Source organism: Weissella sp. ESL1156 (genome assembly GCF_058505625.1).
The window spans coordinates 1679020-1693201 of record NZ_CP196372.1 but is presented as its reverse complement, the minus strand read 5'-3'; the positions used below and the strand labels follow the sequence as shown (position 1 = coordinate 1693201).

The 14182-nt window shown below is 37.9% G+C and carries 13 protein-coding genes, 3 tRNA genes, 1 pseudogene and 1 riboswitch; of the genes and pseudogenes, 3 read left to right on the top strand and 14 right to left on the bottom strand.

Features of this window, described 5'->3' with window-relative positions:
- Nucleotides 1-164: 164 nt before the first annotated feature.
- From yycI to yycF, 4 genes are all read right to left on the bottom strand, one after another.
- Nucleotides 165-983 (bottom strand): two-component system regulatory protein YycI, encoded by an 819-nt coding sequence (gene yycI, locus ACSKY2_RS08605; protein ID WP_489877466.1) that lies wholly within the window; start codon nt 981-983, stop codon nt 165-167.
- Complete coding sequence (gene yycH, locus ACSKY2_RS08600; protein WP_489877465.1) at nt 984-2309, bottom strand: two-component system activity regulator YycH; 1326 nt, start codon at nt 2307-2309, stop codon at nt 984-986.
- Nucleotides 2296-4179: a cell wall metabolism sensor histidine kinase WalK gene (gene walK, locus ACSKY2_RS08595; protein ID WP_489877464.1), complete on the bottom strand. Its 1884-nt coding sequence runs from the start codon at nt 4177-4179 to the stop codon at nt 2296-2298. Before walK ends, yycH begins: the two co-directional genes overlap by 14 nt.
- 84 nt (nt 4180-4263) lie before the next feature.
- Nucleotides 4264-4965, bottom strand: coding sequence for a response regulator YycF (gene yycF, locus ACSKY2_RS08590; protein WP_489840156.1), 702 nt, complete (start codon nt 4963-4965; stop codon nt 4264-4266).
- A gap of 220 nt (nt 4966-5185) precedes the next feature.
- On the opposite strand from yycF, the gene ACSKY2_RS08585 reads away from it, so the two are divergent.
- Nucleotides 5186-5258, top strand: a tRNA-Lys gene (locus tag ACSKY2_RS08585).
- A gap of 62 nt (nt 5259-5320) precedes the next feature.
- On the opposite strand, the gene ACSKY2_RS08580 is transcribed toward ACSKY2_RS08585, so the two are convergent.
- Together ACSKY2_RS08580 and guaB are read right to left on the bottom strand one after the other, a co-directional pair.
- Complete coding sequence (locus ACSKY2_RS08580) at nt 5321-6184, bottom strand: IMP dehydrogenase (RefSeq protein ID WP_489877463.1); 864 nt, start codon at nt 6182-6184, stop codon at nt 5321-5323.
- Nucleotides 6184-7335, bottom strand: a complete 1152-nt coding sequence (guaB, locus tag ACSKY2_RS08575) for an IMP dehydrogenase (RefSeq protein ID WP_489877462.1) — start codon at nt 7333-7335, stop codon at nt 6184-6186. Before guaB ends, ACSKY2_RS08580 begins: the two co-directional genes overlap by 1 nt.
- Before the next feature lie 77 nt (nt 7336-7412).
- Nucleotides 7413-7515: riboswitch (purine riboswitch) on the bottom strand.
- Between the two features lie 131 nt (nt 7516-7646).
- Here guaB and ACSKY2_RS08570 point away from each other — a divergent pair.
- A tRNA-Lys gene (locus ACSKY2_RS08570) sits at nt 7647-7719 on the top strand.
- A 108-nt stretch (nt 7720-7827) separates the two neighbouring features.
- Nucleotides 7828-7900 (top strand) — tRNA-Lys (locus ACSKY2_RS08565).
- A gap of 50 nt (nt 7901-7950) precedes the next feature.
- Here ACSKY2_RS08565 and purD read toward each other — a convergent pair.
- The 8 genes and pseudogenes from purD to ACSKY2_RS08525 form a co-directional block, all read right to left on the bottom strand.
- Nucleotides 7951-9186 carry a phosphoribosylamine--glycine ligase gene (gene purD, locus ACSKY2_RS08560; RefSeq protein ID WP_489877461.1) on the bottom strand — a complete coding sequence of 412 codons (1236 nt, stop codon included), beginning with the start codon at nt 9184-9186 and terminating at the stop codon, nt 7951-7953.
- Nucleotides 9187-9203: 17 nt separating this feature from the next.
- A pseudogene (gene purH / locus ACSKY2_RS08555) lies at nt 9204-10430 on the bottom strand (bifunctional phosphoribosylaminoimidazolecarboxamide formyltransferase/IMP cyclohydrolase); the annotation flags it as partial.
- Nucleotides 10427-10921: a 5-(carboxyamino)imidazole ribonucleotide mutase gene (purE, locus tag ACSKY2_RS08550; protein WP_489877460.1), complete on the bottom strand. Its 495-nt coding sequence runs from the start codon at nt 10919-10921 to the stop codon at nt 10427-10429. The gene purE and the pseudogene purH, both read right to left, overlap by 4 nt.
- Before the next feature lie 473 nt (nt 10922-11394).
- A complete protein-coding gene (locus ACSKY2_RS08545; RefSeq protein ID WP_489877459.1) occupies nt 11395-11781 on the bottom strand; it encodes a hypothetical protein in 387 nt (128 codons plus the stop codon).
- A gap of 104 nt (nt 11782-11885) precedes the next feature.
- Nucleotides 11886-12128: a 30S ribosomal protein S18 gene (gene rpsR / locus ACSKY2_RS08540; protein WP_042492992.1), complete on the bottom strand. Its 243-nt coding sequence runs from the start codon at nt 12126-12128 to the stop codon at nt 11886-11888.
- A 54-nt stretch (nt 12129-12182) separates the two neighbouring features.
- Complete coding sequence (gene ssb / locus ACSKY2_RS08535) at nt 12183-12734, bottom strand: single-stranded DNA-binding protein (RefSeq protein WP_489840171.1); 552 nt, start codon at nt 12732-12734, stop codon at nt 12183-12185.
- A gap of 69 nt (nt 12735-12803) precedes the next feature.
- On the bottom strand, nt 12804-13103 hold the full coding sequence (gene rpsF / locus ACSKY2_RS08530; protein WP_002828739.1) for a 30S ribosomal protein S6: 300 nt from the start codon (nt 13101-13103) through the stop codon (nt 12804-12806).
- Nucleotides 13104-13226: 123 nt separating this feature from the next.
- Nucleotides 13227-14171 carry a nucleoside hydrolase gene (locus tag ACSKY2_RS08525; protein WP_489877458.1) on the bottom strand — a complete coding sequence of 315 codons (945 nt, stop codon included), beginning with the start codon at nt 14169-14171 and terminating at the stop codon, nt 13227-13229.
- Nucleotides 14172-14182: the final 11 nt, after the last annotated feature.

The window sequence follows — 14182 nt, the reverse complement described above, 5'->3', positions numbered from 1 at the left end:
TTTATGATGCTATCAATGACATCTTGTTATATACACTTAAGGCACAAAATTCACACCATTATGGTGGCAAACTTTGTGCCTCTTACTAAGGACGTGCTTATTTACGCCAACGTCTTTTCATTATTATTCCACCACAAATTATATTTTAACACGTGATAGAAGGTCTATTTCATAATTGAACCATTAATTGCATTAACTGAGACAACTTCCGTTGTTTTACTACTATTTTCAATCAAAAATTGCCATACCGGCACAAAGATAATATCATTTTTAACCGTGGTTAATGTCGTATAACCCATCATTGACAGTTTAACTGTACTATTATTAGGCAATTCATTATATTGATATAAACTAATCAACGCTTGTTTTTCAGAAATTAATTGCATATCATCTCTTAAAAACTGCGTTTGATTAACATATTGTTGACTATAACTTTTCAGCCGATGATGATGATCTACTTCAAAAACGATTTGCGCACGATCTGCCAAAAATTGGTGTCTATCTGTTGGTATCTTTTGTACATAAACATAGACGTTTGCCGCTTGCTTATTTTCAGACTGAACGATTTGCGTCATTTTTTTACTGTACTGATAATGTGTCCCTGCAATCACTTGATCACGCTTTTTGATCAACTGATTAAGAGCCTGAACATCGCTGACGGTATCCATTCCTAATGCTATTGGCGTTTGTGCAACAACTTTTAACTGATTATTTGAAAATGAGGTTTGCCAACGTGGACGAAGTTGCTGTACATGCTTCATCAACATTTGCTTACCGCTTTTCCCAGCAAGATATGAACCAATCTGATGATTTTGTGATAAATTTTTATACACAATGCCATCATCACTCATTTCATCTAATATTTGTTCATCTGTTGGCCGATTATCACTAAATGGGTATTCTCGTACCCATTGAATACCCAAAAAGATATCTAAAGCAACAAAAACTGCTAAGAAGGCTGCTAAGACTTTACGAAAATCCATCTAATGCCCCCTCTCCTCATTGTTAACTTGATCATTAACCGATTGCCAAACATGTCCTTGTTCAAAATACCATTCTGGTTGCAACGTCACAATTTGGTTATCTGTATTCAGTTGCCAACGATAGCCAATTGACATCTGCTCAATATCATCTTTTGATACACCAACACTTTCTAATTTTGCCATCGCATCTGTCATTGGTGCCAGTATCACTTTATTCTTTTGATCTGTTGGTAATGGCACTCGTAATGAATATTGCGACATCACAATTTCTTCATGCTGATTAGGTAATTGTTTCACCTGAACGGTGCCATCAGTCGATTGATTAAATATCGGTAATCCATTCACAAATAAGCGATATGTCAATGTTTGACCACGATTTTGCTGTTCAAAATAATATAAATTATCTGACAATTGATGTAAAGTAGTTAGCCAACGATAGCTTTGATATTGACGCTGGTTAAATGTATCAACATTGTGATGGATCCCATATGCATCATAGTTAATCACCCCTGTCGTCACATTGTGTTGCATCCGTCGATTATTATCATTTGTATAAGTCAAAATTTCTTGACTATGATTGACTTCTCTTGTGCCGCTATCTGGAAATAACTTGGTTAAACGAGAAATCGTACTATCAACATCTAACAGATAACTATAACTTTGAAACGTGGTTGACTCTGTTGTCGCTGCCATGACGCTCTTACCCAGCCATTCATATTCAACAGTGACAACTTTTTTATTATTGGGGCGTGTCTGAATTTTTTGTGGCATATTTGTTGCTTGAAAAGTATAAATCTTGCGATGACGATCGTCATAAAAGGCAATTCTATTACCCTTATTTCGTGGTAATTGCACGTGATTGATCATGGCATTATTTGGTAACTTGATTTGTTTACCAAAGATTTTTTTGACGATGCTGCCAGAAACTGAATCTGGAAAACTCATCACAACAACATTATCCCGTGCTAACTTATTAATATAAGCCTGCTTTTTGACAACTTGACTGCCCTTACTACTTAAACTCCATGTTTGCACACGATTAATCATTTTAGACGCTAAAGTTCGATAATCAATCACACTCAGTTTTTTTTGTCCATGATTATAAGTAATTTGTGACACACTATACACATCCGTTAAATCTTTACCCGCAACATTTTCTTGATTTGTTTCGTCAGATTGCTGGTTTTGTGTTGATTGCGTTGGACTTTGCCATAATTGAACTGATAAAAAGATACTAATAAAAATAGCAATAACTAGGGCAATAATGAGACCATATTGTTGCTTAAAGTATCTGATTTTTATTCGCCATTGCTTATTCTTCTTCATCCCAAGCACCATCGTCCCATTCATCGTCTAGTTCGTTATATGGTTCATAAGGTAATGCAATTGAGAACGTTGAACCTTCACCTTCAGTTGACTCAACCCATACACGACCTCCAAATCGTTCAATAATTTCTTTGGAAATTGCTAATCCCAAGCCAGTACCACCTTGCGCTCTTGAACGCGCTTTATCAACACGGAAGAAACGATCGAAAATTTGTTTCATATCTCGTTTTGGAATTCCTAATCCTTGATCAGTAATACTTAAGACAACTTCTGTTTGACGATCGACTAAGCGTGCCGTAATCACACCACCATCAGGGGAGTATTTAATCGCATTATTCATAATATTGTCAATCACCTGTGTAAATTTCGATGTATCAATTTCCACCCAAATTTGTAATTGTGGGATAATCCGCTTAATGGAATAATACTTAGCTGGTTTATCGTCATTCGCAATGATCATATCAAATCGGTCCAGGATATAATTAAATAAATCCGCAATATTCGTGAATTCATTTTCAAGTTTCATTGTACCTGAATCCATCCGTGATAACTCTAACAAATCATTAATCATGTGGATCATACGGGTCGTTTCATCCTGGGCAACTTTTAAGAAACTATGCGATACTTCCGGATCTTCGACCGCGCCATCTTGTAGAGCATCAACATATGATTTGACAGATGTTAGCGGCGTGCGCAACTCATGTGATACGTTTGAAACGAATTGACGACGTTCACGTTCAATTCGTTGTTGTTCAGTAACATCATGCAAAACAATGACTAATCCAGAAATAAAGCCTGATGCACGCTCAATTAAACTAAAGTAAGCCCGAATCATTAATGGGTGTTCATCAGTGCTAAAATCTAATAGTAATTCATGATGATTATCTAACAAATCACGAAGACTATATTGATCAGCAATTTGTAAAACATCTAAGATGGACTTTCCCACCGCATCTTGACTATCTATAGATCCTGTCATTCGTAAGGCAGCAATATTAATGATATTAATACTACCTCGTCTATCGGTGGCAATAACACCATCCGACATATGCTCAAGCACAGAATCCAAACGACGACGTTCAAAATCCATTGAGTTTGTGGTTTCCTCAATGCGTTCCGCCAAAACATTAACATCTTGTGCTAATTTTCCAATTTCATCATTCGTTCGAACAACGATACCGCCAGAATAATCTCCTTGAGCAATCTTAGTTGTTCGCTCACTGATCTCAGCAATCGGCTTTGTAATACTACGCGAAATAAATATCGCCATGATTACACCTAGAGCAACAGCAAATACTAACGAAGCAAAATAAATAAATGATATCTTCGTTAAATTATCATAAACCGTTTCCAGACTGGCACGAACAACCACAACTCCCACAATATTACTTTCGCCATTCACCGTATTGACCAATGGTTTAATCACCAATTGATACCTTGTACCATTTTGAGTAATAATTGGATTCTTCGTATATTTATTGCCAGCAATAGCTGCTTTAATATCTGCATCTGTTGTCTTTTGCCCAACCTTGTCCTGATTATTAACATCATTGGTACCACGTAAAATCCCGGCTGTATCAAAAACCTGAATTTCAGAAATAGCCGCATTATTAGTTGAGTTCAAAATCGTATGCACATTTTGATTAACTTTCTTTTGACTACTACTTGCTAATTGCTGCGTCAAAGAATCATCAACATAAACAGGTAAGGAAATTTGATCACGAAATGATGATAGACTTTGTCGTTCTAGTTGCCGCACAAAAAAAGCACCCACTAATTCCAAAGTAACAATCAATGTTAGCGTAAAGACTAGCGGAATTTTAAAGTGAATAGATGAAAAAAAATGGCGCCATTTACGTCTGATTTTCATAAATCTGATACTGCCTTTCCTAATAACAAAAAAAGCCAGCGCCATGCCATTTGGCAAGGCACTAGCCTTTTACAACTTAATTCTTTATTCTTCAGATACTTTTAGATAATAGCCAACACCGCGACGTGTCATTAAGATTTGTGGATGACTAGGTGTCTCTTCAATCTTTTCACGGATACGACGAACAGTGACGTCGACTGTACGAACATCACCAAAGTAATCATAACCCCAGACAGTTTGCAATAAATCATCACGTGTCATGACTTGACCAATATGTTTTGATAAATGGTGTAATAATTCAAATTCACGATGAGTTAATTCAATATCTTGACCATTTTTTGAAACCATGTAAGCATCTGGATGAATAGTTAACGCACCAATCTTAATATCACCACTATCATCGACTTGTCCTTGCCCAGACGATGGGGTTTGGCGCCGCAAGTTTGCTTTAATTCTTGCCAAAAGTTCACGATTTGAAAATGGTTTTGTGACATAATCATCGGCACCCATTTCCAAGCCCAATACTTTGTCAATTTCTGAATCTTTTGCTGTCACCATAATGACTGGTGTTTGAGACTTCGTCCGAATTTGACGCAACACTTCAGTTCCTTCAACCTCGGGTAACATTTGATCAAGAAGAACTAAATCTGGTTCCTCACTATCGAACAAATCCAAAGCCTCACGACCATCCATTGCCACAACGACGTCATAACCTTCTTTTGTTAAATTAAATTTTATGATATCTGAGATCGGTTTTTCGTCATCTACGACCAATATTTTACTCATTATTATGTCCTCCCAATGGTGGGTCTCTGATTGATATTATAACATGCAAGCGAATTTTACCAAAATAAAATTTTATCAAAAATTTAAAAAAACGATATAATGCCAATTTTTTAGACTGTCACTTTAATCAATGTTATTATACTGGCCTTTTTTATTTTTTTATTGCAATCTATTTTTATCAGTGGTATATTTACTCTTGTTGTTGTAAAACAATTTATTTGGACAAGTAGCTCAGTTGGTAGAGCAACGGACTCTTAATCCGTGGGTCCAGGGTTCGAGCCCCTGCTTGTCCACTATAAAGACCACACAGATATCAATTTGTGTGGTCTTTTCTTATTAGGGATAATTTTATTATTTATACATGATGATAGTTAGGCGCATCCCGAATTAAGGTAACATCGTGGGGATGACTTTCTGTTAATCCTGCTGCAGTAATTTGGACAAATTGACCATGTTGTCGTAAAGTAGCAACATCTCCCGATCCGGTATAACCCATACCCGATCGTAAGCTGCCACTAATTTGGAAAATATTATCTGCGATAACACCGGTCATCATTTGATCATCTACCATCGTAGCAACTGCACCCGCAGCTAATGCTTTGACAACATCTCCAGAATATTTAACACCTGATCCAAGAATAACATTCTTATCAAATTTCGCTGCCAATGCTGTAAAAGCCATGACCGTTGTCACAATGTTGGTTAAAGGATGATTATTGTTGCCAACAATAATCGTGTCAGCACCTGCTTCTAAAGCATCTTGCGCATCTTTTAATGAATCCGTCGGTCCAACCCAAACTGGTAATGTCGGAAATTGCTTTTTTATATCATGAATACTTCGCATCAGTAATGATGTCTGTTGCGTTGTGGTTGGTAATTGCAACACATTTATGCCCGCAGTTACTAATTCATGAACTCTAGTTATCATACTAGCAGACAAGTTGATTGAAACACCAACTAGATACGTTGTATCAATTTGCTTCATTTTTTCAACAATGATCGGTGTTGCTAATGTTTCTGGCAAAATTGCTAATGTGCCTGCTTTCGCAAAGGCAAGTGCATGATCAACAGTCGTAAAATTAGTGGCACCAATAATTGGCACTGATAGTTGCAAATACTGTGTGACTTGCGTACGAATATCGATTTCATTTGGTAACACATCTGATGCACTGGGCACTAATAATACCTCATTGAGTCCTAATCCTTGTTTGCTGAGCATTATATCAACTCCTCCTTTTTAATGATCAACCGTATATTCTGTGGCACATTCGCATAATCTGGGGTTGTTGTGGTAACTAATAATTGACCCTCATTAGCTGCCTGTGTGACTGATGTTAAACCAGCCTGCTTTAAATCGACCATTGTCGTTGCTAACAATGGTTCTAATACATCTAACAACGTGCCCTTGTATGCTGTCTTTCCTTCAATACCTTCAGGAACCATTTTATTAGCTTCATTAACTTCACCTTGAAAATAACGATCTTTTGACCCATTTTGCATCGCAGCAATTGATCCCATTCCTCGGTAAGCCTTGTATCGTAAACCAGTTTCTGGTGTGGTTATAATCTCACCAGGCGTTTCAAAAGTACCTGCTAATACTGATCCTAGCATAATGGCATGACCACCAGCTAATAATGCTTTACTCATATCTGAAGCCGTCTTAATGCCACCATCCGCAATAATCGTTTTATGGTATATCTTTGCCGCTTCTTGGGCTGCGACAATCGCTGAAATCTGTGGTACACCAACGCCAGCGACGACCCGTGTTGTACAAATCGAACCTGGTCCAATACCAACTTTAGCAACATCAGCACCAGCATCGTATAATGCCATTGCACCCGCTTTAGTAGCAATATTACCAGCTATAATATTAATATTTGAAAAAGCCTGGCGAACTTCACGAATTTTACGTAAGACGCCTTCCGAATGACCATGTGCTGAATCTAGAACAATCGCATCAGCGCCAGCTGCTACTAATGCGGCAACTCGTTCCAGCGTATTAGAAGTCACACCAACGGCCCCAGCAACTAGTAAACGACCCTGTGTATCCATTGCTGCATTCGGAGATGCTTTAGGGTCAACTTTGACAGCTTTAACTTGTCTAACCTCAGCAGCCTGATCTGCAATTAGCATGTTCTTGTGAATCACGCCTAGTCCGCCAAATTCAGCTAACGCAATTGCCATAGGTGCTTCAGTAACCGTATCCATTGCTGCTGATAAAATTGGCCGATTTAATTTTAACGTTGGCGTCAATATAGTTTGCATATTTATTTTTTCTTGCGCATTTTCTGTTTGATGAATTGGTAATGCAACATCTTGAAATGTTAGCCCCATTGGTACAAATTTATTTGCAAAACTATAATTAACCATAATTCCTCCATTTTTTTGTATAAAAAAGCATTTGCAGGATAGTATATAATCCTACAAATGCTAGTTAACTGTACAGTTATACCTAATCATTTGTAGATTGTCGCCTATTATTGGGTAGGCGGTAGAAACTTGTTAGCCCGTTTATCTAACGATTAAATCTACAACAATTAATTAATATTTATTTATCAACTGATTTTACTCGGCTAAAACAAAATTGCAAGACCTAATTGCTAATAATTTTCCTAATAAAAAAACTTGTATCATGATCCGTTTTATGGTATATTTTTATTCGTTGTTGTGAAACAATTTTTGGACAAGTAGCTCAGTTGGTAGAGCAACGGACTCTTAATCCGTGGGTCCAGGGTTCGAGCCCCTGCTTGTCCATTTTAAAGAACTAATACTAATTGGTTCTTTTTTTCACTTACAACAAACACTTGCATATATACTCATTGTATGATATATTATTGTTTGTTGTTGTGAGACAATTTTTTTGGACAAGTAGCTCAGTTGGTAGAGCAACGGACTCTTAATCCGTGGGTCCAGGGTTCGAGCCCCTGCTTGTCCACTACTTAAAAAAGAACGGCAAAATGTCGTTCTTTTTTTATACCATCATAATCATTCGTTTAAATCACGAAAACCAATATCGGTGCGATAATAAAAATCATCCAGTACTAAATAGTTTAACGATTGATTAACCTTCTTTTGTGCCTCCTTAAGAGTTTTAGCGTGTTCGATTAGTGTAAAAATACGACCACCAGTACTATAAAGGTGCTGTTCTTTAGCAATGACTCCAGCATAAAAAACATTTGCAGGTAGCTTTGGCAACTTAATTTGCTGCTGTGGGGCAATTGGATAACCCGGTGCAACTACAACCGTTCCTAAATAATAATCGTGATTTTGCCAGACCATTTGTGGTGTTTTGCCAGCAATTAAGTCTGTTACGGCTTCATAAAAATCACTTTCTAATTGTGGTAATAAAATCTGAGTTTCTGGATCACCCAATCTCACATTGAACTCGATCACTTTAATACCAGTACTAGTCAGTATACAACCAATATATAATGTTCCAGCATACATCAACTGCTCTTTACGCAAACCTGCCATTATTGGCTTAATAATTGTTCGTTTAACTTGGTCAATAACATCTGATGTCATATGAGGTACCGGTGAATATGCCCCCATGCCACCCGTATTAGGACCAGTTTCAGCAGCAAAAATTTTTTTATGATCCTGTGATACCGGTAAAATCACCGGCTCAGGACCACCCAAAAAAAGCATTAATGAAAATTCTTCACCCTGTAAAAACTCTTCAATGAGTATTTGATCACTATTATTCAAAGTAACTGTTACAGCAGCTACAACATCAGCCCATGTCTTGACAATTTGAAGGCCTTTTCCACCTGCTAAACCATTTTCTTTGACCACAAGTGGCAAAGTTAATTTTTGAGCATATTCTAATGCCTTATTTGCATCTGTAAAAGACGCAAATTTTGCCGTCGGCACTTGATTACGAACCATAAAATCTTTCGCAAATTTTTTATTACTTTCTAACTGTGCTGCCATTTGATTTGGTCCAAAAATACGTAAGCCTTTTTGCTGAAAAAAATCAACGATTCCCGCTGCTAATGGTGCCTCAGGACCAACAAAAATTAGATCAATTCGTTGTTGTACCGCAAAATTTGCCAACTGTTCAAAATCATTTTCAGCAATCGCCATCGTTTGAATACCATGTTGTTGCATCCCTGGATTACCTGGCACACAAAAAACAGCCGTTACTTGACCGCTTGCAAGAAACGTTGCTGCAATCGCATGTTCACGCGCACCTGAACCAATGACCAATACCTTCACCATTAAAAACTCCTTTCTAATTAATGTCGAAAATGACGGACACCAGTTGTTACCATCGCAATACCATACTTATCCGCCATCGCAATTGAATCTTTATCCCGAATACTCCCCCCTGGCTGCACAATTGCTTTAATATTGTGTTGCGCTGCATATTCAACACAGTCATCCATTGGAAAGAAAGCATCAGAAGCCAAAATGGCATCTTCGTAACCCGCCTTCGGCATCGCTTTGTTTATCGCAATCTTAGTGGCATCAATGCGATTTGGTTGTCCCATGCCAACACCCAGTGTTTTCGTTGCGGTTGTTACGACAACCGCATTACTTTTAACAAATTTAACGACATGTTGCCCAAATTGGAGTGCTTTTAATTGTTCTGGTGTTGGTTGTGTTTGCGTCACAACTTCAAAAGCCGGTATTTCTGCCACTTCGCGATCTGTTTCTTGCACTAGTAACCCACCACTAACAGTAACCGCCTCAAAGCGTTCATCTTCCTTTCGATGGCTAAAATCAGCTTGTAATAAACGAATATTTTTCTTTTTTGCCAGTACTTCTAATGCATCTGCACTAAATGACGGCGCAATGATAATTTCCAAAAAGATTTCGTGCATTTTTTGAGCTGTGGCAAGATCAACTTCACGATTAACGGCAACAATACCACCAAAAATTGACATCGGATCCGATTCGTATGCTTCACCCCAAGCGCGTTCAATCTTATCAGCTATACCGACGCCACAAGGATTCATGTGCTTCATTGCCACAACGCATGGTTCATTAAATTCACTAACCATATTCAATGCGGCATTAGCATCTTTTAAATTGTTAAACAACAGTACTTTGCCATGTAATTGTTTGGTAATGATCGACAATTTTGCTGGTATTGGTTCGCGATAGAAAGCAGCTGCTTGATGACTATTTTCACCGTAACGTAAGCTCTGTTGTTTTTCATACGTCAACGTTAACTTTTCAGGAAACGCCTCTGTTGTTAGATAATTGGCAATTAACGCATCATATGCCGCCGTATGCTGAAATACCTTAGCAGCTAATGATTTTCTGAATTTTAAATCATCCCGCCCAAATGCTAAGCGCGCTACGACTTGATCATAATCAGCAACATCGACTACCGTTAAGACATCTGTAAAATTTTTAGCCGCAGCCCGAAGCATTGCTGGACCACCAATGTCAATTTGTTCAATTGCCTGTGCCTCTGTTGTGCCCGGCTTTTCGATCGTCTCTTTAAATGGTTTTAATCAAAATGTTCCTCACTTTCCATAGACGCTAACCGTTGTGCTTGTTTAAAATCATTAAGTGATTTTTCAATATTAGCTTGCGTGATGCTCAATATTTGTGCTGCCAAAATAGCTGCATTTTTAGCACCCGCTTCACCAATACTGACCGTTGCAACTGGTGTACCGGCAGGCATTTGAACAATTGAAAGTAGTGAATCGACGCCATTAAGAGCATGTGTTTTCATCGGTACCCCAATAACTGGTAGTGTTGTGTTTGCAGCAATCATTCCAGGTAAATGAGCAGCACCACCAGCACCAGCGATAATGACTTTAATTCCCTTTTCTCGAGCTCGTTGACCAAATGTTTGTAATTCGCTTGGCATTCGATGTGCCGAGATAATCTGTTTTTGATATGGAATATCCATTTCATCTAGTTGTTGACATGTTAATTTCATTGTTGGCCAATCTGAAATTGAACCCATCAATATTGCGACTTCACCTGCTATTGTCATTGCTCACTCCTTAAACGTCATTAGGCAACATACTTATTTTCACCTTCATAATACTTAACGATTAAATATAAGCCAACGCAATAGTTCGTATTTATTTAAATTAATAGCTAAATAAAGCTTTTAATTAATTTAAAGTTCGTATTTTAAGTAATGATGACATAAAAAAGGAGTTACGATACCAGTCATTATGATCAGCTAAAAAGAACATCATTTGAAAGGATCAGGAGCAAACTGCTATTTGAATTTCTTTTGAATACATAATAAACCCCGTAAGTTTGGATTTACTCCAACTTACGGGGTTTAGTTCATTGACTGGTAGATTGACGTCCTTAAATATGTTCCAAAAGACTGAATGCTTGCTGTAACAACAATTAAGGGGGCCGATTATTCGAACTAAAATTCCCTAATCATCGTTATAATCGGCTTCAGAACGTCTTTTGTCTCACTATCTTGTTAACAGTTTCTCTATTAGATTATGATTTACTGTCTGAAATTTTTTGTTGCACATTAACCGTTGCTTCAGCAACATCTAACAAATGTTCAATCTGATCTTCATTTGACTCACCTGGATATTTCGCTTTCAAATCATCTTCATAACTATCCAAATAAGAATCTTCAAAGGCATCAGCAGCATCACTCACTGATACCTCTTTAATCAACTCATTTTTTTGCTCTTTAATAAACTGATTTAACATATCACTGACTTGCTGAGTCACTTCATTTTTCGTTGGCAAAGTAATCGCGCTAGTTTGAGAGCTGCCACTCTGACTACTTTGACTGGTTACAGTTTTATTTTGCTCGTTTTTGAATGACGAAGCCTGGGATTCACGATAGTTCGATTCATATTTCGCTCCCCCCATTTTTTATTACATTTATTATAACTGATACAACATACCGAAGCGAATGATAAGACCATACAAAAAGCGACCACCAATTAAATGATGGTCGCTTTTTTAAATACAAATTAGTCTTCCGCAACGAATGGCAAAAGGCCCATGATACGAGCACGCTTAATAGCAGTCGTAACTTTACGTTGGTTCTTTGATGAAGTACCAGTCACACGACGAGGCAAGATCTTACCACGTTCTGAAATGAAACGCTCCAACAATTCAGTATCTTTGTAATCCACATATTCAATATGGTTGGCTGCGATAAAGTCAACCTTACGACGGCGACGAGGTCCGCCACCACGACGTTGTTGTGCCATGATTAAATTCCTCCTGATAGAATAATGTCGTTAGACAATGTTACGCTTAATAATTTAGAATGGTAAATCATCATCAGAGATATCAATCTCTTGACCACCACCGAAGGGATCGTCAGATGCTTGTGAACTAGCAGCGCTTCCATTAAACACATTGCCATTTGATGCGGGTGCACCAAATGGATTTTGTGAAGATGAGGAATTGAAGTTCCCCTGGTTACGCTGTTGACCGCCACCAAAATTATTCGAATTGTTCGAACCATTTTGCGAACGACGCGCCTCACTTTCTGCACGACTTTCCAATAACGAGAAGTTATCAACAACAACTTCAGTAACGTAAACACGCTGTCCTTGTTGATTTTCATAGTTACGAGTTTGGATACGACCTTCAATACCAACTAATGATCCTTTTGAAGTAAAATTAGCAAAATTTTCTGCTGATTTACGCCAAATAACAGCATTAATAAAATCAGTATCACGCTCACCGTTAGCATTTGTAAATTGCCGATTAACAGCAATTGTAAATGAACCCACAGCAGCGCCAGAAGTCGTATAACGTAATTCAACATCACGAGTTAAACGACCAACCAGAACAACTCGATTTATCATATGGAAAGCCTCCTTTCAAGGTCTTTAGACCTAGCCCCTAAATTATTAAATTAATGTCATTTATAAAAATTACTCAGCTGATGCTAACTCACGCTTAACAACCATGTGACGCAAGATATCTTCTGAAATCTTAGCCAAACGGTCAAATTCGTTAATTGCTGCGTCATCTTCTGCAGTAAAGTTAACAATGTGGTAAAGACCCTCACGGTAACCTGCAATTTCATAAGTAAAGCGACGTGATGACCAGTCCTTTGACTCAACCACCGTAGCACCATTATCTGACAACACCTTGTCAAAACGCTCAACCAATGCTTTCTTAGCGTCAGCATTCATGTCAGGGCGAATAATGTATGTTAATTCGTATGCCATTATATATTCCTCCTTTTGGTCTATGGCCGACTACCTGCCGGCAAGGAGAGTTAACAAAAATGATAACTCACAAACACTTATACTACACGACAATACAACAATTTGCAAGTGTTATAACCCTTGCTAGGCCAAAATTGTCAATGTGTAATTCATAAAACGCTCTAAGTAAAATGGCTCGTCAACTGCAACAGCAACGAAGTTATTCTTTTTGGACTCATGTAAACGACTTAAATCACCAATGGTCCGACCATCATTGACATCAACCATCATATTCAATGGTAATAACGACACAAAATTAGGATCAACTGCCACACCGACCGCTAAAGGATCATGTAACGCTGCGCCTGCTTTATTAATATCTAAATTATAATAAGCATCAATATAATAATCAAAAATATCTGCAAACACACGACCTTTTTCTGTTCCTAGATCACGCCACTGTTGCGTTTCTTTTTTCGTTAATAACGTCTGCAACGTGACATCTAATCCAACCATAACCAAATGCTTAGCATGTTTAAAGACGTAATCAGCTGCCCCAGGATCTTGATTGATATTAGCTTCAGTGTATGGTGTGACATTGCCAGGTACTGTCAAAGCACCACCCATTAGTGTCACATTACCAATTAAATCAGCAATGGCAGGATCTTGTTTATAAGCAGCAGCTAAATTTGTTAATGGACCTGTTGGCACAATAATCAAATCATCAGCATATTGGTGCGCAGCCGTAATCAAAAAGTCAACTGCTGACGTTGTTTCAACTGTTTGTTCCGGATCTGGTAGTATCACATCTCCAATCGCATTTTTACCATGAATATCCATCGAAACTTGCATTGTCTCAAAATGGTCGGTTGTTGATGAATAACTTGCCCCAACAAAGACAGGTACATTACTTTTACCTAACAACTCTAATAATTTCAGCGTATTTTCTGCTGCTGTATTTACTTGTGTATTACCAAAAGAAGTTACCACACCAATCAAATCAGCATCTGGTGTTGCTAAAGCGTATGCTAACGCAAGTGCGTCATCAACCCCAGTATCTAAATCTAAAATCATTTTCTTCTTTGCCATATTCTTCTCCC

Excerpts from the sequence above, each read along its gene's own strand:
- purD (WP_489877461.1), bottom strand. The coding sequence starts at position 9,186 with ATGGTGAAGGTATTGGTCATTGGTTCAGGTGCGCGTGAACATGCGATT.
- yycI (WP_489877466.1), bottom strand. The coding sequence starts at position 983 with ATGGATTTTCGTAAAGTCTTAGCAGCCTTCTTAGCAGTTTTTGTTGCT.
- ACSKY2_RS08525 (WP_489877458.1), bottom strand. The coding sequence starts at position 14,171 with ATGGCAAAGAAGAAAATGATTTTAGATTTAGATACTGGGGTTGATGAC.
- ACSKY2_RS08545 (WP_489877459.1), bottom strand. The coding sequence starts at position 11,781 with ATGGGGGGAGCGAAATATGAATCGAACTATCGTGAATCCCAGGCTTCG.
- guaB (WP_489877462.1), bottom strand. The coding sequence starts at position 7,335 with ATGGTTAATTATAGTTTTGCAAATAAATTTGTACCAATGGGGCTAACA.
- purE (WP_489877460.1), bottom strand. The coding sequence starts at position 10,921 with ATGACAATAGCAGGTGAAGTCGCAATATTGATGGGTTCAATTTCAGAT.
- rpsR (WP_042492992.1), bottom strand. The coding sequence starts at position 12,128 with ATGGCACAACAACGTCGTGGTGGCGGACCTCGTCGCCGTCGTAAGGTT.
- walK (WP_489877464.1), bottom strand. The coding sequence starts at position 4,179 with ATGAAAATCAGACGTAAATGGCGCCATTTTTTTTCATCTATTCACTTT.
- yycF (WP_489840156.1), bottom strand. The coding sequence starts at position 4,965 with ATGAGTAAAATATTGGTCGTAGATGACGAAAAACCGATCTCAGATATC.
- yycH (WP_489877465.1), bottom strand. The coding sequence starts at position 2,309 with ATGAAGAAGAATAAGCAATGGCGAATAAAAATCAGATACTTTAAGCAA.
- ACSKY2_RS08580 (WP_489877463.1), bottom strand. The coding sequence starts at position 6,184 with ATGCTCAGCAAACAAGGATTAGGACTCAATGAGGTATTATTAGTGCCC.
- ssb (WP_489840171.1), bottom strand. The coding sequence starts at position 12,734 with ATGATAAATCGAGTTGTTCTGGTTGGTCGTTTAACTCGTGATGTTGAA.
- rpsF (WP_002828739.1), bottom strand. The coding sequence starts at position 13,103 with ATGGCATACGAATTAACATACATTATTCGCCCTGACATGAATGCTGAC.